This window comes from Roseivirga sp. E12 (assembly GCF_017592825.1).
In the GTDB taxonomy this organism is placed as follows: Bacteria; Bacteroidota; Bacteroidia; order Cytophagales; family Cyclobacteriaceae; genus Roseivirga.
The window spans coordinates 187,785-211,517 of sequence record NZ_JAGFMD010000001.1; the positions used below are offsets into that span (position 1 = coordinate 187,785).

At 43.2% G+C, this 23,733-nt stretch carries 16 protein-coding genes; 12 read left to right on the forward strand and 4 right to left on the reverse strand.

What is annotated here, in order from left to right; translation table 11 throughout:
* Window positions 1-51: 51 nt before the first annotated feature.
* Together J4E76_RS00835 and J4E76_RS00840 are read left to right on the forward strand one after the other, a co-directional pair.
* Window positions 52-420 carry a hypothetical protein gene (locus J4E76_RS00835; RefSeq protein ID WP_208500565.1) on the forward strand — a complete coding sequence of 123 codons (369 nt, stop codon included), beginning with the start codon at window positions 52-54 and terminating at the stop codon, window positions 418-420.
* Between the two features lie 149 nt (window positions 421-569).
* Complete coding sequence (locus J4E76_RS00840; protein WP_208500567.1) at window positions 570-1,973, forward strand: IPT/TIG domain-containing protein; 1,404 nt, start codon at window positions 570-572, stop codon at window positions 1,971-1,973.
* A 95-nt stretch (window positions 1,974-2,068) separates the two neighbouring features.
* Here the strand turns inward: J4E76_RS00840 and J4E76_RS00845 are convergent, their stop codons facing one another.
* Window positions 2,069-4,123, reverse strand: coding sequence for a S9 family peptidase (locus J4E76_RS00845; protein ID WP_208500569.1), 2,055 nt, complete (start codon window positions 4,121-4,123; stop codon window positions 2,069-2,071).
* Between the two features lie 784 nt (window positions 4,124-4,907).
* Between J4E76_RS00845 and J4E76_RS00850 the strand changes: the two genes are divergently transcribed.
* A complete protein-coding gene (locus J4E76_RS00850) occupies window positions 4,908-5,873 on the forward strand; it encodes an alkaline phosphatase family protein (RefSeq protein WP_370592782.1) in 966 nt (321 codons plus the stop codon).
* A 49-nt stretch (window positions 5,874-5,922) separates the two neighbouring features.
* Here J4E76_RS00850 and J4E76_RS00855 read toward each other — a convergent pair whose 3' ends face one another.
* From J4E76_RS00855 to J4E76_RS00865, 3 genes are all read right to left on the reverse strand, one after another.
* On the reverse strand, window positions 5,923-6,504 hold the full coding sequence (locus J4E76_RS00855; RefSeq protein WP_208500570.1) for a hypothetical protein: 582 nt from the start codon (window positions 6,502-6,504) through the stop codon (window positions 5,923-5,925).
* Between the two features lie 73 nt (window positions 6,505-6,577).
* Window positions 6,578-7,177 (reverse strand): hypothetical protein, encoded by a 600-nt coding sequence (locus tag J4E76_RS00860; RefSeq protein WP_208500571.1) that lies wholly within the window; start codon window positions 7,175-7,177, stop codon window positions 6,578-6,580.
* Window positions 7,178-7,325: 148 nt separating this feature from the next.
* Window positions 7,326-10,649, reverse strand: coding sequence for a phosphoribosyltransferase family protein (locus J4E76_RS00865; protein ID WP_208500572.1), 3,324 nt, complete (start codon window positions 10,647-10,649; stop codon window positions 7,326-7,328).
* Between the two features lie 275 nt (window positions 10,650-10,924).
* Between J4E76_RS00865 and J4E76_RS00870 the strand changes: the two genes are divergently transcribed.
* The 9 genes from J4E76_RS00870 to J4E76_RS00910 all read left to right on the forward strand — a co-directional run bounded on the left by J4E76_RS00870 (window position 10,925) and on the right by J4E76_RS00910 (window position 23,649).
* Complete coding sequence (locus tag J4E76_RS00870; protein ID WP_208500573.1) at window positions 10,925-11,437, forward strand: RNA polymerase sigma factor; 513 nt, start codon at window positions 10,925-10,927, stop codon at window positions 11,435-11,437.
* 43 nt (window positions 11,438-11,480) lie between these two features.
* Window positions 11,481-12,395, forward strand: coding sequence for a FecR domain-containing protein (locus tag J4E76_RS00875; protein ID WP_208500574.1), 915 nt, complete (start codon window positions 11,481-11,483; stop codon window positions 12,393-12,395).
* A 20-nt stretch (window positions 12,396-12,415) separates the two neighbouring features.
* On the forward strand, window positions 12,416-14,944 hold the full coding sequence (locus J4E76_RS00880; RefSeq protein ID WP_208500575.1) for a TonB-dependent siderophore receptor: 2,529 nt from the start codon (window positions 12,416-12,418) through the stop codon (window positions 14,942-14,944).
* Window positions 14,945-15,296: 352 nt separating this feature from the next.
* A complete protein-coding gene (locus tag J4E76_RS00885; RefSeq protein ID WP_208500577.1) occupies window positions 15,297-15,632 on the forward strand; it encodes a PadR family transcriptional regulator in 336 nt (111 codons plus the stop codon).
* Window positions 15,629-18,256 carry an ABC transporter permease gene (locus J4E76_RS00890; protein ID WP_208500579.1) on the forward strand — a complete coding sequence of 876 codons (2,628 nt, stop codon included), beginning with the start codon at window positions 15,629-15,631 and terminating at the stop codon, window positions 18,254-18,256. The genes J4E76_RS00885 and J4E76_RS00890 overlap by 4 nt, the downstream gene beginning before the upstream one ends.
* Window positions 18,257-18,378: 122 nt before the next feature.
* Window positions 18,379-19,497: a histidinol-phosphate transaminase gene (locus J4E76_RS00895; protein WP_208500580.1), complete on the forward strand. Its 1,119-nt coding sequence runs from the start codon at window positions 18,379-18,381 to the stop codon at window positions 19,495-19,497.
* Window positions 19,498-19,512: 15 nt separating this feature from the next.
* The gene (locus J4E76_RS00900; protein ID WP_208500581.1) at window positions 19,513-21,753 is read left to right on the forward strand and encodes a c-type cytochrome; all 2,241 of its coding nucleotides are present in this window, start codon (window positions 19,513-19,515) and stop codon (window positions 21,751-21,753) included.
* Complete coding sequence (locus J4E76_RS00905) at window positions 21,743-22,429, forward strand: DUF1080 domain-containing protein (protein WP_208500582.1); 687 nt, start codon at window positions 21,743-21,745, stop codon at window positions 22,427-22,429. The genes J4E76_RS00900 and J4E76_RS00905 overlap by 11 nt, the downstream gene beginning before the upstream one ends.
* Window positions 22,430-22,455: 26 nt before the next feature.
* Window positions 22,456-23,649 carry a winged helix-turn-helix domain-containing protein gene (locus J4E76_RS00910; RefSeq protein ID WP_208500583.1) on the forward strand — a complete coding sequence of 398 codons (1,194 nt, stop codon included), beginning with the start codon at window positions 22,456-22,458 and terminating at the stop codon, window positions 23,647-23,649.
* Window positions 23,650-23,733 lie beyond the last annotated feature (84 nt).

Sequence of the window (23,733 nt, forward strand, 5' to 3'; positions counted from 1 at the left end):
AGTTGATGTTTCTTTTCAGAAAAGACTATCTTAAAACCAAATAGAGAAATTATGCACATCAATCCGACTCCCGAACAACAGCAGCAGTTTATGGAAATGCCTGATATTGGGCCTTTGTTTATGATTAACATGCTAAAGTTCAAGACGGGTGGACTTGATAAATACCAGGCCTATATTAAAGCCGTAGCACCATTGATCGCTGAGGTTGGGGCTGAACTGGTATGGTCTGGTCAACCGATGGGTATGCTGATTGGTCCAAGTGATGAACGCCTATGGGATGCCGTGTTGATTGTTAAATATCCTAATAAGATGGCCTTGGCTCAGCTCGGAGGTCACCCTGACTATCCTGGACACTTAAGAACAGAAGCACTTGCCGATAGTCGGCTAGTCGCTTGTACTGAAATGGACTTCTCTGTCTAAGTCCTTCTATTATGCCCGTTTATCAATATTGGGCCAAATCTTGATCATTTTCGTGTATCACATGATGATGTGAAATTGCCAAAACGGTTGTTTCTTCTCGCTGAACTGAGGTTTCTTGGGTGAATGTTTACTCATAAACTAAAGCAACAATGAGATCTATTAAGCCTTTTCTATCCCTTTTTATTTGTCTTCAACTATTAGCCATTTCCGCTTGCGGTGATAAAGAATCAGAAGCTGATCTAATGGAAATATCCTCCTTAGAGCCACCGGCATTGTATTGTGGTGAGTCTTTGAGTATTAAGGGAGCTAATTTCAGTTCGCGGCTAAGTGAAATGAAAGTGCTGCTTCAGGGCAAGACTTTGAAAATTCTTGACTTGACAACCACACGAATCCTCGTTGAAGTTCCTGATGCCGTAAGCTCCGGACCGATAACTGTCCAAAGAGGAAACCAGGAAGTACAGAGCAGCCAAGACCTGACCATTTTAGTGGCCGATCCACCAGTGATCACCGCTGTTTCACCGAATGAGGGATTCTTAGGCGAAGAGATAGAGATTATCGGAGAGAATTTTGGTGATGATCTGGCTAACGTTTCTGTAAACTTTTATGGTACGATCGGTGAGGTAGTTGCGGTCAATAGTACTTCCATCAGAGTGAAGGTGCCGCTTAAATTCAACAGCGAGGGAGAATTGACTGTCAGGGTAAAAGGGCAGAGTATTACTACTGAGAACAACTTTAAAATCAATACCTCAAGAGGCTCCTGGCACATTCCTGGTTGGGATATCCGATATCACGACAATCACCCGATAGAATCTGAACACTTTATGGTCTACAGTGATGGGGCAAGTCAAGAGATGCGTAGAACCATATCTGAGGAGGCTGAAACGGCTTTGGCGGATATCAAAACCATCATAGACTATCAGGATGGAGATTTTGACTTTCGACCAGAATGGGCTACGGTATGGGGAGCCAACAAGATGCATATTATGGCCGACTATAATCAGGCAGCCGCTTCGGGCTTGGCCTATCGCGATGGCTGCATTATACGGTCCAGAGATTCTCCTCGATATGATGGCGATCTGGATCGTTGGTGGAAGGTTTTTCAGCATGAGATCACGCATATCACTGAGTTCTTGATGATTGGTGATTATTCCCGTAGACAATCGAATACCGTTTGGATGCGTGAAGGCTTTGCTAATTATGGGGCTCGAAATCACCGAATTCAAACGATTAAGGAGCTAGACGATTGGCAGCAACTAATGACCAATGTTCCTGGAGAAGGGAATCCGATTCAAATTAAAGTCTGGGGTGACTTTCCGCAAGAGATACGCGACTCTTTTAGAACCATTGAATACTATGGATTCTTCGAGCTGGTAGTTCGTTACTTGCTGGAAGACGATGAACTTGGCAATGACATACAGGATATGAAGAACTACTATGATGATCTTGGTGCAGGAGTTCCACAGCCTGAGGCTTTCCTAAATCATTTTGGAGTTGCCATGGATGATCTAGAGGCTAATTTCTGGACCATCATGAGAGAATTCCTTCAAAACTAATTCATACAGTTAATTACAGTATTAGGCACTGGGTCAAATAATAAGGCCTCGATCAGTATTTTGATTGAGGCCTTTGACTTTTCTTTTGTGAGGGTTTACCTCCTGATATCTACCGATACAGTTTCGGTTCGGTACTTGTCGAACCAACCCAGAATAGCAGAGACTTTGGCAATTAGATTACTCGGTCTTGCCGCTATACCATGAAAGGCACCTGGAATCCTAACCATGGCTGTCTCAACACCTTTCAACTTTAGGGCACTGAAATACTGCTCTGACTCATGAATAGGAGTTCTTAGGTCAGCTTCTCCCGTCAGTAACATGGTTGGCGTAGTTACATTGCCAATCAATGAGATAGGAGAGTGCTTCATATACTTTTCAGGATCTTCCCAAGGTTTCTTCTCGAACCAATAACGCGTAGCGAAAGCCGACATATCTGAGTAGAGCGCCCAGCTGTACCAGTTGATCACTGGCTTGGCCACTACAGCGGCTTTAAAGCGATTGGTCTTACCAACGATCCAGGAAGTCAAAACACCGCCTCCAGAGCCTCCTGTAACAAACAATTGGCTTTCATCGATATATCCACGACTGATTACTTCGTCCACACCAGACATTAAGTCGTCATAGTCTTTGCTAGGGTAGTTCTTGTCAATCTCGTTCCCAAAGTCATAGCCATAACTCGTGCTACCTCGTGGGTTGGTATAGAGCACTACATAGCCCGCAGCAGCCATCAGCTGAATTTCGCCCGAGAAAACCGGGCCGTAGCTTGAGAACGGTCCACCGTGGATTTCCAAGATCAATGGATACTTTTTGTTGGGATCGAAATCTGGCGGTGTAACGATCCATCCGTTGATATCGAGTCCATCTACCGAAGACTTGTACCAAATCTCATCAACCTGACCTAATTGCTTATAGTCAAAAAGGTCCTCATTCACTTTAGTGACCCTCTTGTTGTTTCCAGCGTTACCTACGCCAAGATCGGCCGGTTCGTGTGTTTCGGCCCAAGTGTAGGCGTAATTGCCATTGTCGGCAATAGAGTAGGCGCCTGAGGTATAAGGCCTTCCCAGAGAAACACCGCCAAGCCCTTCGGTAATATCTGTTACTTTCCCTTTCAGGGTGATATAGGCGATCTTAGTATGCGCCTTGTCTACATACTGGAAGTAAAGTCCTTTGCCATCAGCAGACCATTTGATATTGGAAACGTCCCTATCGAGTTTACCCGAAATCAACTGACTGTTAGAACCATCTACATTGGCTACATATAGCCTGTTGATCTGATAGCCCTTATACTTATCATCGAAGCCGAAGTAGGCCATTTTCTTGCCGTCAGGAGAGATACGCGGATTGCTATCTGGGCCATATCGATCGGTTAGTTTGGTAAGCTTTCCATCGCTGAGGGAGACACTATAGATATCTGAATCGGAGCCTTCCAGCTCTCTGTCTTCTCTCATATTGGCACTGAAGTAAAGGTGCTTTCCATCCTTTGCCCAGACGGCATTGCCATGGTTAAATGGTCCTTCTGTGAGCTGTCTTGGAGTACCTCCGGAAACAGGAACAGTGAAGAGTTGTTGGTTGCCCGGTGTTACCTCACCCACACCATCTCGTCTCCAACCCAGGTTGTCCACATACTTTGGTGGAGCGTTCCAGGTGGCACCTTTCGGCTTAGCCGGCATCTTAATCGGTGAAGGCTTTACTTTCGGAACAAACATATTAAAAGCCAGATGCTTATCGTTTGGAGACCAAGTAATACTTGAAGGTGACTTTTCTGAATTAACAAGCACCATTTCATCTCCTGAATCCATCCAGCGGAGATAGATTTCTGACTTGCCGGACTTGTTCGAAGCGTAGACAATGCGGCTACCATCATGCGACCATCTTGGTGAGCGATCGTTTTGCTCACCCGTAGTTAGAGGTCTGTTTTGCGAACCGTCAAAATTCGCTATCCAAAGGTTAGATAAGTTCTTATCGGTCATGATGTCCTTGAAGTTGCGGACATAAACAATCTTCTGACCGTCAGGAGAGATTTGTGGATCGGATACAAACTCGAGGTTAAAGATGTCGAGCATTTCTATCTTGTTAGAGACCTGTGCCTGAACGGATAGGCATAGAAACGCAAATAATACCACTGCGGTGAGCTTCTTGAGATACTTCATGTGAATAAGGTTGATTTGACGATTAAGATAACCAAATCCCATATCACTTTAAAAGTCCATTTGATAAGTGGGAGGGAGAATTCAGAATTGAGAATTAAGAATGATGAATTAGGAATGAAGAATGATCAATTAAGAATTAAGAATGAAGAGAGGTCAACTTGGTGCTTGGCGGCTGACTCTTGTCGTCATGCCGGAAAAATTAGCCGTAAATTTTAAGACGGCTTATTTTATCCGGTATCTAATTTCTTAGGACTTGAAATAAATGAGATTCCACACATTTTTCTTCTGTTATAACTTAGAAGAAAAATTCTGGAATGACGATCTCTATACTAAGGTACATCTCTAGTAAGCACTACCAAATTATGCTCAACCTAGCGCTCACATGTTGTGAGTGCTGATCTTGAAAAAAGGATACGCACTACAAGTGCGCACCAGTGGGAAAACCTCTTTCTACCCTGAGCGGAGCCGAAGGGTCTTCTCAAGTAATCGATTTGCTATATTGGGTGAGTTCCCTCGACTTCGCTCGGGATAAAAAGGGAGGTGGTATCAAGAGTCTACCAATCTAGCGCTCACCTGTCTGCCGATAGGCAGGCTTGCAGTGAGTGCTGATCTTACAAAATGGCTACGCACTACATTGCGGACCAGTGGGAAAACCTCTTTCTACCCTGAGCGAAGCCGAAGGGTCTTCAAAGTCATCGATTTGCTATATTGGGTGAGTTCCCTCGACTTCGCTCGGGATGAAAAGGGAGGTGGTATCAAGAGTTTATTTGAAAACGATATGAGTATGATTAGGTTTTTAGCGCTGGCATTGATTAGTGCACTTTTTGCTTCTGCTTGCCAAAGCCCACCCAAGGAAAGAAAAGTAGTCTTTATCCTCCTAGATGGAATACCTGCAGATGTATTAGAGGCCTCCAACACTCCCTATCTCGATGAGATAGCTGACGAGACAGGCTATACACGGGCTTATGTAGGTGGAGAGAAGGGTGGAGCATCTGAATCGCCCACTATCTCTGCAGTGGGCTATAATAGCCTATTGACAGGCACTTGGGCCAACAAGCACAATGTCTGGGGCAATAGCATCAAAGCCCCGAACTACGACTACTGGAGCATATTTAGGATAGCCAAGGAACATAATCCAAACCTGAAGACAGCAATCTTCTCTACCTGGCTAGACAATCGCACCAAGCTAATCGGGGAGGGGCTTCCAGAAACAGGGAATCTCAAAATGGACTATGCCTTCGATGGCTTCGAACTGGATACGGTGCGCTTTCCGCATGATGCCGAACGCCAATACATCCTGAACATCGATGAGATGGTGGCCACAGAAACAGCCGACTACATAGCCAGCGATGCACCAGACCTCTCTTGGGTTTATTTAGAATATACAGACGATATGGGACATCGCTATGGCGATAGTCCTCAAATGGCGAAGGCAGTCGAACTAGCCGATGCACAAGTAGGACGCATTTGGAAGGCCGTTCAACAGCGGGAAGCTCAGTATGATGAAGACTGGCTAATCATTATCACCACCGACCATGGCAGAACAGCAGTCAATGGCAAGGGCCATGGTGGCCAATCCGACAGAGAGCGCACCACATGGATAGTCACCAATTACCCAAAACCATTACCATCTTTCTATCAGAACCCCGGTATAGTGGATATTATGCCCTCAATTGTTAATTATATGGACTTAACCATGCCTAAGGAAATAGCCGAGGGGATTGATGGGGAGGCTTTTATTGGGAGGTGAGGATACGCTGAATTTGGTCCGAACAAGACTGCTAAGACTAGAGAAGTTATCAGCAAATATTATTAATGTACTCCTCAACCTGTTTTTCGTCACTCAGGTCATAGTATCCGGAATTATACCAGTTTACGCCTATAAAGCTGAATTGCTTTCCGAACTCTATGAGTCCTAGTTTTAGGTTTTGTCTGTCTACATCATTTTCAGTCTGTCCGGTGATCCAAATATTTTCAAGTATGTCTGCATCACCTTCAAGGATAACAGCGAAATCCCTAGAGCCATACCCCAATGGTGCATTGTCGCCTTCTAAAAGTCCAACCCCTTGCATAACAACTTTATCAATTCGATTGAGGTTGGCATCATTCAATATTTCTTTTACTCGACTTAGCGGAACATGCTTATCAAATGTCTTCACGGGTTTTTCTCCAATTACCGTGATGTCTGTAAATCCGGTCCCGTCAAAATGTTCTTTTCCAAAATCATCAATCCTTTTAGTCTCATTTATAACGAATTCTAAATTCTCTTTCGGAAGTAATTCAATCATTAGATTGTCGTCTTCCCACATATGCAGAATTTGAGATGGTTCAAATGGCTTTTGGCTTTTTCGTTGAAGTCCGAATAGTTTTATTAGGTTCATTTTTTAATAAGTGAGAGCTGAGTTTGTAAGAAAGGTACGCACTACAAGTGCGAACCAGTGCGTTGTCGTATGGCTAACTAAAATTCTTTCTCAAAGAGTCGTTTCTTGTTATTTTATATCCAGCAACTTCTGTTGATTCGTTATTCTTCAATTTAGCATTTCCTCCAAGAATATGAGCTAGTCTAAATGCGGCCCAAGATCCACTGTTGGCGCTTACCCATAAATGATCAAAGAAACCCAAGATTCCCTTCATTCTCCATTTGCTTGAATCAGCTTTTTCTCGTCTTATTAGTTCAATCGTTGTTCCTTCTGGGTGTTCCAGAAACCGGAAATCTGTTCGGTTTGGAACTGAGAGTTCAGTTTCTCCTTTTGACCACATCTGTTCGTCATATGAAAATGACTCATAGGGATTCCATTCCTTAATTGTCACATAGATTGAAGTCCCATGAACGGTTGTGGCTTTGAATACATCTCCATTGTAAATGATGTTATTGTCACCAAGTGATTTCACTTTTTCCTCAAGCCTATAGCGCCCATAAATAAAGGATATGGCATCATAATTTAGTCTGCTCTCTACATGAAACATGCTAATGATGGATTTCCAAGCTTGCTCTTTGGTTAATCCTTTTTTTAATGAAACTGCCTTGGCAGCTGAATAGACTTTAATGCTCATTTCTAAATCATTTATAACTATGCGATTAATGTAGGAACTTACCACCCTAGCGCTTACTTGCAGTGAGTGCTGGTCTTGTAAGGTGGGTCCGCACTACATTATGAACCAAGGGTGTAGTGTCATTACCTATACACCGCGTTAACAAGTCTTATTTTGGCGTCCAGAGTTCACCATAAGTTTTAAAATGTCCAGCTGCTATTACTGTTTCTATTTCTCCCTGCCATAATTTCTCAGAGAACAGTCCTGACCCTTCCATATTGAAGTCAATCGTCTCATTGTTTCCGATAAACAGAACTAAGTTCTTATGGCTCTCGAATTTGTCTTCAAGGTGCTTGAAAAATTTATGAACTCGGCTATAGTGCTCCCAGAAGTGCTCCCCTTCAACCTCGGTACTTCTAAATCGTTTGAAGACATCTGAATGAAATACATTAGTCGGTGAAACTATCATTCTGAAAGAAATTGATTCTGTTGAAAAAGAGTATAGCCTATCTATGAATTCTTTAATCCTCCTATTGTTGAATCCTTGTTTCGCGCTGGATAGAAATATGTACTTGGCATCATTCGTAGATGTGGCGTTCCCATTCCAACAATACATATCGTCCTTGTTCTGTTGAGCATTCTTCTGCATTGATGTTACAAAATCGTTTATACCCAACTTTGTCTTTTTTATTAGACTGCGGTATGCCTCTACGTCTTGATGAGTCCTCATCTTCTTTGTCGCAGTGGAGTCAACTATGTCGTAGTAGATTACCTGGTCGTAGCTAATTGTTCCATCGCCATGCTGCTCAAACCTATCTAATTCAAAACTCACAGCTCCACGAGTTTTAGACATCTCATAATTTAAAGAACCAATTTCCTTTTGCAAATACTTTGCGGTTCCAAGTATGTCAAAGTTTCTGAAATCAGAATTGGAGTGTCCATCCAGGTTAGACACCAGGGTTAAGTCTCGCTCATTGAGTAGATTAACATCAACTGCAATTGTTCTCTCCATGAAGGCTTTTATTTTCTTAACACTTGAACTAATCCTTTTTTTTCTTGTTTTTTCGATTTCCTCAGGATTGAGTAATAGAAGCAAGGTCAGAAAATTAACATTTAACAGAAGTCGATGGCCAATTCTGGCCATAACTTCAATATCTTTATCAAATATTGATTGTTCATCTTCTCGTTCGAGAATTGATAATGAATCCCAATAAGACTCCCAATCGAGTACGGCAGTATCTTGATTCAAAGCGGTCAATATTCTAGTTCCCTTGGAAATTGCTTGTTGTGCACCACTGTTCCTCCAACCGCGAAATTTTTTATGAATACTATTTAGGGCGGTAAAGCCGTCCCCTTGAACGATTTCCTTTCGCTTGTGGTACGGGACTGCCTTCCCTTCTGCGATTGCATTGAGAACTGAAACAACGGTTGGACTAAGTCTATCTATGAAAATATCATGCTCGACATAGAGAGCTGCAGCAACATCTTTTGGTCTAAAACAAGTACTTAGAAAGATTAAATCATCATCCGTCAAACGTAACGTGTCATCTTCTTTAGTTACTCCCTTTACTAAAAGTCCTAAAATCATTCCAAACTTCTTTGATTCAGGAATAGAGGAAGTAGATATCTGAATTGCATCAAAGTGCTCCTTGAACCGGTAATTGTTATCTCCTGCTCGTTCTATCACCTGTCTTTCAAGTAGGTGCCGAGAAAGCCACAAATCGGACTCAACGTTGTAGTTATTGCGTTTCTTCATCTTCACAACCGCTCCATGCAAATGAAATCCAATTTTTGCTACGCCATCTTGCCCAGAAGTTCCGTATTGTAATTGAAAAATGCCCCTCGTTACACCAACACGGATAAATAGGACTAGTAATTTTTCAAGATATAGCTTCGGAAGTGCTTCCTTGTCGTATGACTTGATGGCCGTTTCAATTAAGTGACCACATAATTGAGTCTCTTGCTCAGCGAATTTGACATCCTCTCCATGCCGATATGCTCGATATATTGCCCCTGTACTTTCATCATACCGTGTTACTGGAACACAAATTCCTTTGTCTATACTATAGTCCAGAATAAGTGAGAGCACATTTTTGACTTTGTCAGTCAGCTCATACTCATAAGTTTTCTTGAGGTATGTGAGAATCCCAGACCATGTGATTCCAGTTTCAAGCCTATCGATTGCTCTAATTTCATCCCATTGATTGAGCGGGGCATGTTCTCTAACTTTAACTCTGGAGGGTAGTTCCTTATACCTGTATAGGCTTAGAAATATATTGCTGAAATCAGCAAATACGTTTCGATAATTGTCTTGGTTGAAATCATTTATTTCTACTACATTCAACTGGCCTTCCTCGAACAAATCTTCGAATTCAGTATTACTAGTTTCAATTTCGGAAGGCTCAATTACTCCGTTACTTAAAAAGCTTAGGGTATCGTTTTCAAGTAAATACCTGCCAATTTCGTGGACTATGTGATAGTTCTCTTTACCGAAAAGCAAATCTACATCCAGTTGCCTAGTCTCTATTCTCAATTTCTTTTCGAGTACGTATTCAACATCTTTTCGGAATATCCTGGCAAGCAGAATAGATGAAATATATTGAATAAGTCGCAACTTGCTTGTTAGGGAGTTGTGTTGCTTGCCTAACCTAGCTATATCCTTGGTTTCAAATCCAATCTTGTAGAGTGATGATTCTAAGGAATCAGTAATCAATGAGATGTCGTCAGATAATATTGGTTTAAAGGTTACAATCGGCATAACCGACAATTCAAATCCCCAATCATTTTTAATTGAGTAGACGCGTATCTTGGAAATTTCAACCAAATTGAAAACAGATTCTCCAATTCTACTCCTAAAATCATCAAGCACTTCAGTAGTTGGGAAAAATGACAATGAACTAACTCCATTCAGCTCCTGCATTGTGTTGGTTATATCGTATACATTCCAAGCCTGCGAAGAAATGAATAGTTGCCAGTACTTTTCTTTAATTTCTAACTGATGGAATAGGGGGAAATCAACTGCATAAGGTCGAGGAGCGATAGATAATGCAGATACAATTGACGCACAGAAGGTCAGGGATCTTTGGTCAGAAAGAACAACTGCCTTGTAGTCCGGATCAATGCATTCTGGAACCCAATATTTTTCATTTGTACAAAAAACGTAAGTCAGGACTTCTTTTGCTCCATAATTTTCAAGAAGATTTGACTTGGCTTTCCATATTGTTGTCCCACAAATAACAATGTCATCCACAATAGCAACACGCTTGTTCTGGAAGATAAATGTGTCAGTGTCTAGCAACTTATCGCTAACAACGGGTTTATCAATTACAGTAACTCCAACTGAGGTCAATAAGTCGTAGAGACAGCAGAATTTTCTAGACATGAGGACGAATACATCACAATCCACTTTAGACAAAGTCTCTCCGAATTCAAGAAGTTTAACTGCTAAGTCTGGCTCAAAATGAGCTAATATTTTATCTTTCATATTCTTCATATGTGATTCTATTTATGCTTGCCCCCCCGTAGGATAACGACATGATTTTGTGTCATCATACCTCCAATGAGACTTGCTATATGCGCCTAGTTTAGTTTTCCAGAAAAGCGTAGTGAGTGAAAGGTATTGTTGTGTTTTATCTCCTATGAAGAAAAGAAATTATTGGTATAATCACAAATAGAGAATTTGGGAGGTAGTTGTTGGTGACAAACGGAGCCTCAACTAATTCCTTTCCATTTTTCCTTGAGAAATGATTAATATGTACTTTCAAGGCAATGCAGGAATCAGTCTGTCAAGAGGAGGTTTATAACACCTTATACCACAAGCATTTCAATGGCCTAAGGAACTACGTCTACTACAAATGTGGTGACTTAGATCAGGCAGAAGATATCGCTCAGGAGAGCTTTATCCGGCTTTGGCAAAAGTGTGCCGATGTGCTTTTTGAAAAGGTCACCGGCTTTGTACATACCGTGGCCAATCGCTTATTTCTGGATCAGGTACGTTCGAAAAAGGTCTCTCTAAAGTTTGAGAAGGATCAGGTAACGCAACAGAACAATGAAGATCCTTACCATATCCTAAGGACAGAAGAGTTTCGCCAACGGATAGAAGAGGTGATCTCTGATTTGCCCGAAGGGCAGCGAGAAGTGTTTTTACTCAACAGAATTGAGAAGCATACTTATAAAGAAATTGCGGAGATGTTGGGTGTTAGCCAGACAGCCGTTGAGAAACGCATGGCCAAGGCTTTGGTCAAACTAAAGGACAGAATCGAAGAATTTAAAAATATTTAAGGAGAGGGGTTGGGTGATCCCAAGAACCCACCGTTAGTTAATTGTGAGCGCAGAACTCGAAAATAAAGAAATTATTGCCCGATGGCTGAGTGGAGATCTCTCCGAAGAAGAAAAGGCTACACTCAGCAAACGAGATGATCTTGAGGACCTCAAGCATGTGCTCGAGGATGTCAGTACCTGGTCATTGCCTCCGGTCAACACTGCAGAAAGCTTAAAAAGGCTAAGAGAGAAGACCGCAGCTGCCAAGCCAGAAACTAAGGTCATCAGCATGAGGCCTCTGCTCAGGTATGCCGCAGCCATCGCTTTGTTGGCTACCGTCTGGTTTGTTTATGACTATACCCGCAATAGCGGTTTGGTTGACCTGAAGACAGGTCTGGCAGAGACTATCGAGCATGACCTGCCCAATGGCTCTGTGATTACCCTGGGAGCCGTTTCGAGTGCGAGCTATAACAAAAGTAATTGGGATGATGATCGCTTGATCGACTTGGTCGGTCAGGCTTTCTTTGATGTGGAATCAGGTGCCAAGTTTACCGTGAACACCGCCTATGGTGATGTTACCGTGTTGGGTACCGAGTTCGATGTGCAAACCATTAACGGAGCACTAAAAGTAAATTGTTTTGAAGGTAGCGTGGCCGTTATCTCTGCTGATCAGCGAGAAGTGCTCAAGCCGGGAGAGGGAGTTGTTTTTGAAAACGGCAGCTTTGAAAGAATAGCCTTTGACAATAGAACACCAAGCTGGACAGGTGCATCGAGTGTTTATGAGTTGACCGAATTAGAAGATGTGATCAACGATTTAAAGCGATACTATCAGGTTGAAATTGCTCTGCCTTCAGACATCGCGACCGAAAGTTTTTCAGGAAGCTTTCCGCACAATAACCTAGAACAAGCTTTACGTTCCATATTCTCTCCGCTGGAAATAGAATATACCCTTGCTGAAGGAACAGTTGTTTTTGAATAAAAGCCACTCCATCTTTGAATATGCTCAAAAGCCTTAGGTCGACTTGCTTTTTATGGACATGCTGCTTGCTCTTAGGCATTGGACAATGGAGTCTGGCACAGTCTAACCAGTCGATTATCGAGGTTTTTAAATCGCTGGAGCAAAAGCATAATGTAGTCTTTTCTTACAACCCCAAATTGATTGGGCTGCTTCGGCTTTCTGTCAATAGTTCATCTCAGTCATTAGACGCTTCATTAGAAACGATCAGTGATAGACTCCCTTTGAAATTTGAACGAGCGGGTGCCAATGGAATTCTGGTAATCCCTGTTCGTTCGAGTCTCGAATTCAAGGCAATTGATGCAGATGATCAAAGACCGATTGACTTGATCTATGTGGCGGTGAATAATCAGCAACCTAATTACTTGCTTCCCAAGAATGGTTTGTACAGGATGGAAGACGTATTTATCACCGATTCCCTTGCCATCAATACCTCTTTCTACCATCAGGTGAGTACTACGGTAATGGCATTACAAGCTGGCGGAAACACAGTCAGTATGAAGGCCGAGACCACTGACTTGGGGGATGTGACCATCTTGTCCTATATCACTACGGGAGTCAATTCTGTACTAGGCGATCACCGGATTGAGGTGGATATGTCAGACCTAGGTTTAATTGCCGGGGAAACGGATGGGGATGTCTTTCAGGTATTGCAGGCAGTGCCGGGCATTCGATCACCCAACGGCAAGCCGGGTAGTCTCAATCTTAGGGGAGGACCTTTCGATCAGAACCTGATGCTCTTTGACAACATACCGATCTATCATACAGGTCACTTCTTTGGCACCTTTTCACCCTATAACCCAGGGATTGTTGACAAGATCAGTGTTTACCGAGGAGGGCTGCCAGCATCTTGGGGCGGACGCGTAGGCGGGGTAGTTGATATTAAAACACAGCAGCATGTACCAGACTCACTCAGCATTGGTTTGATGACCAATACCGTCACTTCGGGCTTGGAACTGAGGGTACCCGTTGTCAAAGACAAGTTGGGCTTTGTTTTTTCCGCTAGGGCGAAAATATTTGGTGATATGCCTCCCAAACTTGAGGCCTATTATGACCTGAACTTTCAGGGAAGTAGAATTTCTGATATCGCCCTCAATGGACCAATAGAGCTCCGAAACCTCAATATCGGCTTTAGCGATATGAATGGCAAGTTGATTTACAAACCCAGCAGCAAGCATCATTTGAGCCTGAGTTTTTTGACGATTGGAAATGACTTCTCTTATGAGCTATTCTCTCGAAATCAGAATAGGATAGAGACTGAGGTATCTGAATTAGATAATTGGGGGATGACTTTGGAATGGCAGGCACAATTGACGGAGGCCATTAACCTGAGAACTCGATATACCTCTTCGCAGTTTCGCCTCGAAGAGCAAAGAACAGAACCCCGAAACAATGGCAATGGGGTCAATAGGGAGTTTGTGGAAAATGGAATTGATGACCAAAGAATTGACCTGGCACTGAAGGTGAAATTAGATGAGAAGACCGATTTAAATGCAGGGTATGAGTTCTCGAATCACGATATCACTTTTGACGATACAGTCGATGGAGACAATCCGCAAGTGGTGGATAGAAGGAGTGGGAATGGCGATATCAATTCGCTTTACTTAAGTCTAAAGCATCAATTTAGCGATAAGCTGATCGTGGATGCGGGTCTGCGATCCAACCACTTTTCGGTAGGAGATCAGTCCTTTTTGGCGCCTAAACTCTTTGTGAGCTACTTGGTGTCAAATTCCTTTTTCCTGAAAGGCTCTGCAACAGGCGCTTATCAGTATGTAAGGCAGAACTTTGCGAACGACTTTGATGACTTCCGCATAGAGAACCAATTCTGGACTCTGGTCGATGATAATATTCCCGTGCTAAGAGGTAAGCAATATATGTTTGGAGGCTTGGTGGATCGTGGCAGCTGGCTATTTGATGTGGAATTCTATCAAAAAGACGTGAGCAATGTTATTCGACCCGGAGGGAATCAAACGCCTAATTTAACCGGTGATTTAAATATCAAAGGCATTGACTTTCTGGCCAAGAAGCGGTGGGATGGCTTTGAATCATGGATTAGCTATTCATTGAGCAAGGCGGAAGAATCGTTTAGAGTGCAACAACAACAAGGGCCACCGAGAGTTGTGACGCGTGAAGCTTTCTATGACCAGCGCCATGTACTGAACCTAAAGTTTATTGTGCCAATGAACCGATGGAGTTTGGCTGCATCATGGAGCTTAATGTCAGGCGTTCCGGTATATGAGGCCGACCGCGATGAGATTCTCGACAACAATGGCAATCAATATGATATTGAGTACACCGGTAATTTTCCTGCTCAGCACCAGCTAGACTTGTCTGCGTCTTACGTCTTTTCAAAACCGACTGCAGGTTGGAGGGGAGTATTAGGCTTCTCCATATTGAATGTTTACGATCGCAGGAATATCATCAACGCCTTCCAGCAAAACGTGAATATTAATAACACCATCCGATATGGTTTAGGCTTTTCTCCCAATATTCAACTAAAAGTGACTTTTTAGGTTATCCCTTTATTCTGACTGGAGGATCAAGAATTCATAATGTCTGTTTTTGCCTTCCGTCATGCCGGAAAAATAATTCAAAGCTTTAAAAGTGGATTATTTTATCCTGCCTGTCTGCTGACAGGCAGGTATCTAAAAGCTCGAATCAATGAGATTCCGGATATTTTTCTTCCTTATAAGAAAAGTAGAAAGAAAAATTCTGGAATGACGTGCTAAGGGGTTTGGGCTTTTCCCCCAATATTCAACTGAAAGTTACTTTCTAAAGACTTCCTTTGAGTCGCCATTTTTTCGGGATAACCTTTTCTGAAGACCTTCGTTTCTTTAGTTGTTTTACAAAATAGTAAAAACCTATATGAGACAAGGTATTGGAGAGTTCGAGGAGATAGTCCTTCTGGTAGTAGCCGCCCAGCATGATCATGCTTACGGCTTATCTGTAACAGAGGCAATAGAAGTTCAGTTGAAACGATCCGTAAAACTGAGTAGTGTACATACATCTTTGTATCGTCTTGAAGAGAAGGGGCTTGTCGAATCAAGGATAGGGGACACATCCACCTTGAGAGGTGGCAGAAAGAAAAGACATTTTATCATTACCACACTAGGCAAGCGCGCACTTATAGAAGCTCAGGAGGCACGCCAGACCTTATGGAATCAGATTCCCAGTAGCGTACTAGACATTTCGAAAGGTTGAGTACAAACAATCCCATAAAGCCTCCGAAACTGGCCACCCGCATTTTTAAGGCCTATTGTAAGAATGAATTGGCGGATAGCATATTAGGTGATATGCAGGAGCAGTTTTTTAAACAGGCGGAGCATGGGAAACCTATGCGCGCCAAGCTCCGCTACTGGCAAAACGTTTTGACTTTCGTCAATCGACACACCCTGAAATCAGATAAACCAAACCCCTGGTTCTCTAAAAACCATACCTCTATGCTGAGAAATTACACGCTGGTTACCTTCAGAAACCTTAAAAAGAACCCACTTTTCTCTCTTATCAACCTATTAGGCCTGGCTGTCGGCTTGGCGAGTAGCTTGATCATATTTTTATATATACAGCAAGAGTTGAGCTTTGACAGCTTTCATCGCAATGCCGATCAAATCTATCGTGTCACCAGCACCTATGCGCGCCCTTCAGCTACTTACAACTGGGTGAGAACGCCACCAGCACTGGCACCAGCCATCAAGAATAACTTCCCAGGAATTGGTAAGGTAACGCGACTCCGATCAACGGACGAACATGTCTATTTCATAGAAGACGATCCTTTTATTCTAGGAAGGGGCTTTTATGCGGACTCCATGTTCTTGGAAATGATGGACTATCCGCTGGCCATGGGTAATCCTTTGACCGCTCTTGATGAACCCAATTCCATTGTCATTTCTTCTGATTTAGCCATGCGCTTCTTTGGCAACCAAAACCCGATGGGGAAAATCATTCGGTTTGACAACGAGCTGCCTTTACGCGTAACAGGTGTGCTGGAAGAGCTTCCGTCCAATACGCATTTAGACTTCGAGTTATTGATCTCATTTACCACTTATGTGGTGCCCGAAGGCTACTTGGCCGATTTGAATAGTTGGTCTTGGGGCGGCTTTTACACTTTTGTTGAGCTCAATGCAGACTTGGATGTCGACCAGCTAGAAGAGAGAGTGACAGGACTCTATGAAGAAAACTACACCCGAACGGATACCAAGGTAACCGCCCACTTTCAGCCCCTGAAAAAACTCTATTTAGACTACGGGCATTTTACCAACCATGGGGACTTGGTGAGGCTAGGCGATAAGAATACTATTTTCACGCTGATGGCCATTGCCATTCTGGTACTCATAGTGGCCAGTCTCAATTATATGAACCTATCGACCGCCATTTCACTGAATCGCGGCAAGGAAATCGGCATGAGAAAGGTGATGGGTGCCGTCAGTGGTAGAATCAAGGCCCAATTCCTTTGGGAATCAATACTGCTTGCTTTGGCGAGTATGTTCATTGCCATAGGCCTCACATGGCTAGCACAACCATTGTTCTCTGACTTATTGCAGATTGAACTGCCTACGGATGTTGCAGGTATGTTAGGCATTCTTCCAGTGCTCTTGGGGGTAACTTTGCTCATTGGCTTTCTGGCGGGACTTTATCCTTCATTCGTGCTCTCTACTTTCAGTCCTATTAAGGCTTTAAGGGGAAGGTTAAAAACTTCAGCGGTGGGCAATAGAGTCCGCAAAGGGCTTACCGTTTTTCAGTTTGTGGTATCGATCGTTTTGCTGACTGGTAGCTTCCTGATCATTAAGCAGACCCAGTTTATGAGAGAGCAACCCCTAGGTTTTGAAACCGAGAATGTGCTGATCTTAAATGTCTTGGGTGTAGATATGAACGAGCGCTATGATGTTTTAAAGAATACCATGCTCAGAAATCCTTTTGTTACGGGGTTCAGCGAGTCGTCTCATCAGTTTAGTAACTCATCGAGCAGCGGTCCTGCACACTTAGAAGGCGCACCGCCAAGTGAGAACTTTCAATTGAACTACTATCAAACAGGCTATGACTTTATAGACTTAATGGACTTGGAGATCACTCAGGGACGCTTCTTCTCCAAAGACTTCCCCAATGACACGGCAAGTGCCATGATACTAAACGAGACTGCCGTGGCTCAAATGAAGCTTGAAGATCCGGTTGGTCAAAGGATTCAGTTCAACAACCGAGATAGAGTAGTAGTGGGGGTGGTCAAAGACTTTAACTATAGTTCTTTGCATGCACCGGTCGCACCCATGGCGATCGTGATGCCATTTACCATACCTTCGACCTTCCTGATCAAGACACAAGGTGATAACCTAACTCAGGTTATATCATCCATTGAAAGTGATTACAAAAACATTATACCAGAAGCGCCTTTCGACATTAAGTTCCTGGACGATGACATTGCGCGCATGTACGATCAGGAGATAAGATTATCACGACTAGTGGGTCTCTTCTCTTCGTTAGCAGTGATTCTGGCTTGCTTAGGCTTGTATGGTCTTGTTACCTATTCGGTGCAGGCAAGGCTTACAGAAGTGGGAATTAGAAAGGTCTTAGGAGGCTCATTGAGCAAGATTATGGTCCTGCTTTCGAAGCAATTCTTTATACTAATTCTTGTGGCCAACCTCTTGGCTTGGCCTTTAATTTTCTGGTTAGGCAGTAACTGGCTAAGTAACTTTCACTATCGCATAGATTTAGACCTTAGCATCTTCCTTTGGCCGACATTGAGCCTATTGCTTATTGCGGCCATTACTGTCAGTCATCAGGTCATCAAAGCGGCATGGACAAACCCAGTCAAGGTTTTAAGAAGTGAATAAAGGCAATCGCTTCCGACAATCTGACTAGTCTTAACAGTTCCGATTCATTCGCAGTCCAGCTAATCTCCTAGGTCGATTTTCTAAAGATTTCATTATCTTCCATGTAATCAACCTTAAGTATCATGGATCGAAGAGAATGGATGAGACGCGGCAGCGCTCTCGGAGCTTTATCGCTACTCAGTGGAAGCAGTGTAATTTCCTCATTGACTGCCGAAGAGAAGGCCAAATTCAACCCTAGAGATCTAGAGTTTCCTATCCAACTCAACTTCAATGAAAACCCTTTTGGGCCTTCTGAAAAGGTGAGACAGGCCATGATAGATGCTTTCAAGATCGGCTGTCGATATCCTGATACTTATTCGCAAGAGTTACTCGATATGATTTCTGAAAAGGAGGGTGTCTCAAGAGATCACATTGTCATTACTGGCGGATCGACCGAAGGCTTGAAAATTACAGGCTCAACCTTCGCCAATAACGGGGGAGAGATAATTGCCGCCCGACCTACCTTTCTAGCCATGATGATGTATGCTAAGCAGTGGGGTGCTACCATCAACTGGGTTGACCTTGACAAAAATCTTACCCATGATGTAGATGAGATGGAAAGAAGGATTTCGGCCAAGACCAAATTGATCTTTCTATGCAATCCGAATAACCCAACGTCCACACTGCTTTCCAAGAATAAGCTGATTGACTTCTGCACAGCGGCATCCAAGAAAACCATCGTGTTTAGCGATGAAGCTTACTATGATTTTATCGAAGAAAAGGACTATCCTTCAATGACTTCCCTTGTCAAGAAGGGCGAAAACGTTATCGTTTCTAGAACATTTTCCAAAGTATATGGTCTTGCTGGCCTAAGGATTGGTTACCTGATTGCCAAGCCCGAACTGGCGAATAAGATCAGGGATAATGTGGTGGCCTATACCAATGTACTTGCCCTGAAAGCTGCGGCTTCGGCCATGCAAGACAAAGAGTTTTATCAGTTTAGTCTGCGCAAAGTAAATGAGTGCAAGCAAATTATGTATGCGGCAATGGACGAGCTCAAGCTAGAGTACATAAAGTCCAATACAAACTTTATCTTCTTTAAAACGGGAAGGGATATTGACATTTTCAACCGACAAATGCTTGCCGAGGGCGTGAAAGTGGGTAGGGCCTTTCCTCCTTACACAGATTGGTGCCGAATAAGCACCGGAACAGTCGAAGAGGTACAGTATTTTGCTGAGAAGCTCAAAAAGGTATTGTCCTAAAACGCCATCCTGAACATGCAAAAACAATCAATTAAGCTAATATCAAAAACCTGTTTCGGACTTTTGATATTCATTCTTTTTTCCGCCTGCCAACCCGATTATGAAGAGCCATCTGTCTCTCTCGAAGACTATGTGGTTGAGCCAGGCTTTGAGCTGGAAGTGATCGCTTCGGAACCCTTCTTGGAAGCGCCAGTGGCCATAGACTTTGATAATCAGGGAAGAATTTGGACGGTGGAAATGAGAGGCTATATGCAGACACTCACAGGCGAAAGTGAGACCATGCCCAATGGAGTCATCTCTATATTAGAAGATAAGGATGGAGATGGTAAGGTGGATCATTCAAAAGTCTTTTTGGATAGCCTTGTATTGCCGAGAGCCATTGCTCATGTCTATGGTGGCTTGCTCTATGCCGAACCACCTAACCTGTGGTTTGTAGAAATCGAGGATGATAAGCCCAGCAAGAAAGTACTGGTTGACTCATTGTATGCCGATGAGGGCAATGTAGAGCATCAGCCCAATGGTTTGATGATGAACATTGATAACTGGATTTATAATGCCAGATCGCATTTCAGGTATAAAAGGGAGAATGGTGTCTGGTTGAAAGAACCTACAGCTTTCCGCGGGCAATGGGGAATTACAAAAGACAATTTCGGAAGGCTCTATTACAACAATAACTCCACGCAAATCATGGGTGACTATGTGTTGCCCAATGTGCTTACGCGAAATCAATACTATGAACCTAAGGATGGTTTGGGGAAAGTGCTAACCCGAAACCAGAGAGTCTACCCCTTACATGCTACACTAGTGAATAGGGGCTATGAACCAGGTGTTCTGGATCAGGATAGTGTTTTGAGAAATGTCACTTCATCCTGCGGGCCATTGGTGTATCGCGGTGGTCAATTCCCTCTTGAGTATACTGAAAACGCCTTTGTATGTGCGCCTGAAGCGAATCTAATCAAACGCAACCTCTTAATGTTTGACGGACCGATCACTACAGCTAAGCAAGCGTATGACGATCGAGAATTTATCGCTTCTACCGATGAAGGTTTTCGTCCGGTTAACCTATCTAGTGGCCCTGATGGTGGTATGTACGTGGTAGACATGCACAGAGGAATCATTCAGCATGGCGCCTATATGACTTCCTATTTAAGAGAACGACTTGCCGCTGCTGGTATGGATAAGATGGTGGGGATGGGCAGAATTCTTAGGGTGAAAAGCAAAGAGGCTGGACTCAGTGCATTACCTGATTTTGATAAGCAAGACGCAGAGGGGTTAGTAGCCTTATTGAACCATAAGAACGGATGGGTGAGAGACAGGGCGCAGCAGCTAATTATCCAAAATGAACTGAAAGATGCGATACCTTACCTTCAAGCTTTGCTTAGAAATGCCGAAAACCCCGTGGCTTCTGTCCATGCGCTTTATGCTTTGGATGGGTTGAAGGCGATTGATTCGCATACGTTGCTGGTGTCTTCAAAAAGTGAAAATGTGAGCCTTGCTTCTCATGCACTTCAAATGATACATGGGCGAGCTGACCAAAGTCAGCAGATCGATATAATTGAAACCTTAATGGCTAGGAACAGTGCCTCATTGGATCTCTATCTTTTGATATTTATTGGGAAATCCATCCATCCAGGCAGCCAGGGTCTGGCAGACTATGCCGATAAAATATTGTCAAGGAATCCAAATGGACTCTATGAGGAGGCTTTGATAAGTTCTCTTTTAGGTACTGAAAGTGATTTCTTAGAAATGAATGGTTCGAATATCAGACCAGACTTCAGAGCTAAGCTCGAAGGTGTAGTAGCAAACCAAGATTCAGATAAGAAATTCTGGATTTACGCACAGGAATCTCTTCCTCTGGATGATCGAACGCATGGACTTCAGCTATACAGAGAGACATGTGCAGCATGTCACGGAGGCAACGGCAGGGGAATAGAAGGTCTGGCACCTCCATTAGACAATTCAGATTGGATAAAAGGTCCAGCCAATAGACTCGCTTTGGTGCTCTTACATGGCTTGAAAGGACCTGTGGACGTGAATGGAGAAAGGTATGAGTTCAATGCACAAATGCCTGGCTTGGCAAGCAATCCGAACTTTACAGATCAGGATATCACCGATTTAATTACTTATCTGAGCAATGCCTTCGGTACTTCAAGTCGCGGAGCTAATGCTGATATGATCAAAAAACTAAGGGAAGTGAAACCGAATGACGGGGCTTTCACACAAGAAGAAGTAAACGATGTTTCTAATGAAAACTAGGTCGATATTATTGCTAGCCGTAGTCATAATCTCGGCTTGTTCAGGTACTAAAGATGAGTGGGCAGCACCATTCAATGGAACAGATCTGGAAGGTTGGAAGATACTCGGTGGAGAAGGACTTTATGAAGTCAATGAAGGAGAAATAGTAGGCACAACCAAAGGCACTGCGAATACCTTTCTGGCCACAGAAAAACCGTACAGCGATTTTATCCTGGAGCTCGAGGTTTTCGTAGACCCAAGAATGAATTCCGGTATTCAGTTTAGAAGTGCGCAAAAAGAAAGTGGAACAGTCTTCGGCTATCAGGCCGAGATAGATCCTTCAGATAGAAAATGGAGTGGTGGACTTTACGATGAATCAAGAAGAGGCTGGCTTTATCCGCTAGACTTAAATGAGGAAGGTAAATCTGCCTTTAAGAATAACCAATGGAATAAATACAGAATCGAGGCTGTGGGTGACTTGATTCATATTTGGGTAAATGATATTTGCACAGCGGCTGTAAAAGATAGTGTCTCTAGTGCCGGTTTTATCGCACTTCAGGTGCATGGTGTGGGCACCAAAGAAGAAGAGGGTAGGCAAGTGAAATGGAGAAACATTCGCATAAAAACGGCTAGTCTCGAGGGTGAAATGAGAGAGCTACCTGCTTCGGTTGATGAACTCAACCTGCTTGAAAAATAAGCAAGGACCTATCAAAAGACGCCCAATTGAATCCTAAAAAAGACAGTGTTGAAATTACCCAAGAACAGGCAAGGAAGCTTGTTTTGCGAGCTCAAGGTTTGTCGGGAGTTCAAGAGTCTTCGCTGGATGCCATAAAACGGTTGAGCTATGTTCAGATTGATACCATTTCCGTAGCAGAACGAGCACATCACCATGTTTTCTTCAGCAGGAATGCTGACTACCAGAAGGAGGATTTAGATCGGATGGTGTCAGATAGATCTGTTTTTGAATACTGGAGTCATGCGGCAGCATTTCTTCCGATAGAAGACTTCCGTTTCAGTCTTTATCATAAAGCGGAGGTACAAAAGGCGGATAAGTTCTGGTTTGAGAAGGATAAAAAAGTGATGCGTAAGGTCTTAAAACGCATCAAAGAAGAAGGCCCTCTTGGATCGAAAGATTTTGAGAAGGCATCAAAGGTAGTTCAGGGCTGGAGCGATTGGAAGCCCGCCAAGGTAGCTTTGCAGTTGCTGTTTATGGAAGGTAAGTTGATGATTTCTGAACGCCAGAGTTTTCAGAAAGTCTACGATTTAACCGAACGTGTTTATCCTGATTCAGTGGGTCTTAAAAAGCCGAGTCAAAAGGAGTATTGCGATTACCTGATTGACCGAGCGATCAGTGCCCAAGGTATAGTCACAGAAACCGAAATGGGCTATTTGCGAAAAGGCCTTAAGAAACCGATTCAGTTGGCTTTGGCTAAGAGGATCGGTAAGAAAGACATCATTCGAATAAAGGTCGATGGAAGGCCTGAACTGTATTATTCATCGCATAAAAAGATCAATGATTTAGATGGGCCCATTAAGCAAAACCTGCACCTCTTATCGCCATTCGATAACCTCGTCATTCAGCGTAACAGAGTAAAACAGCTTTTCGATTTTGATTACCTGATTGAATGCTATGTACCTGAGAAAAAGAGGAAGTTTGGTTATTACACCTTGCCGATCCTCCATGGCGATCGATTTGTCGGAAGACTTGACCCCAAAGCAGATCGTAAGACCGGGACCTTCCACATAAAGAAGCTGTGGTTTGAAGATGGCTTTATTCCTGATGAGCACTTTTGCGATCAGTTCGCTGCCAAAATCAAGGCATTTGCTCGTTTCTGTGGTTGCAACAAGCTGGTGCTTAGTAGTGTGTCTCCAACGACATACAAGACACAGCTCAAAAAACACTTAAGGGACGCCTAGTTTCTCTTCGGTAACCGTTCATGTAAGTCTCTGCATGCTTGCTAAACCTTTCCGATATTCAGTAATCAAACCTTCAAATCAACC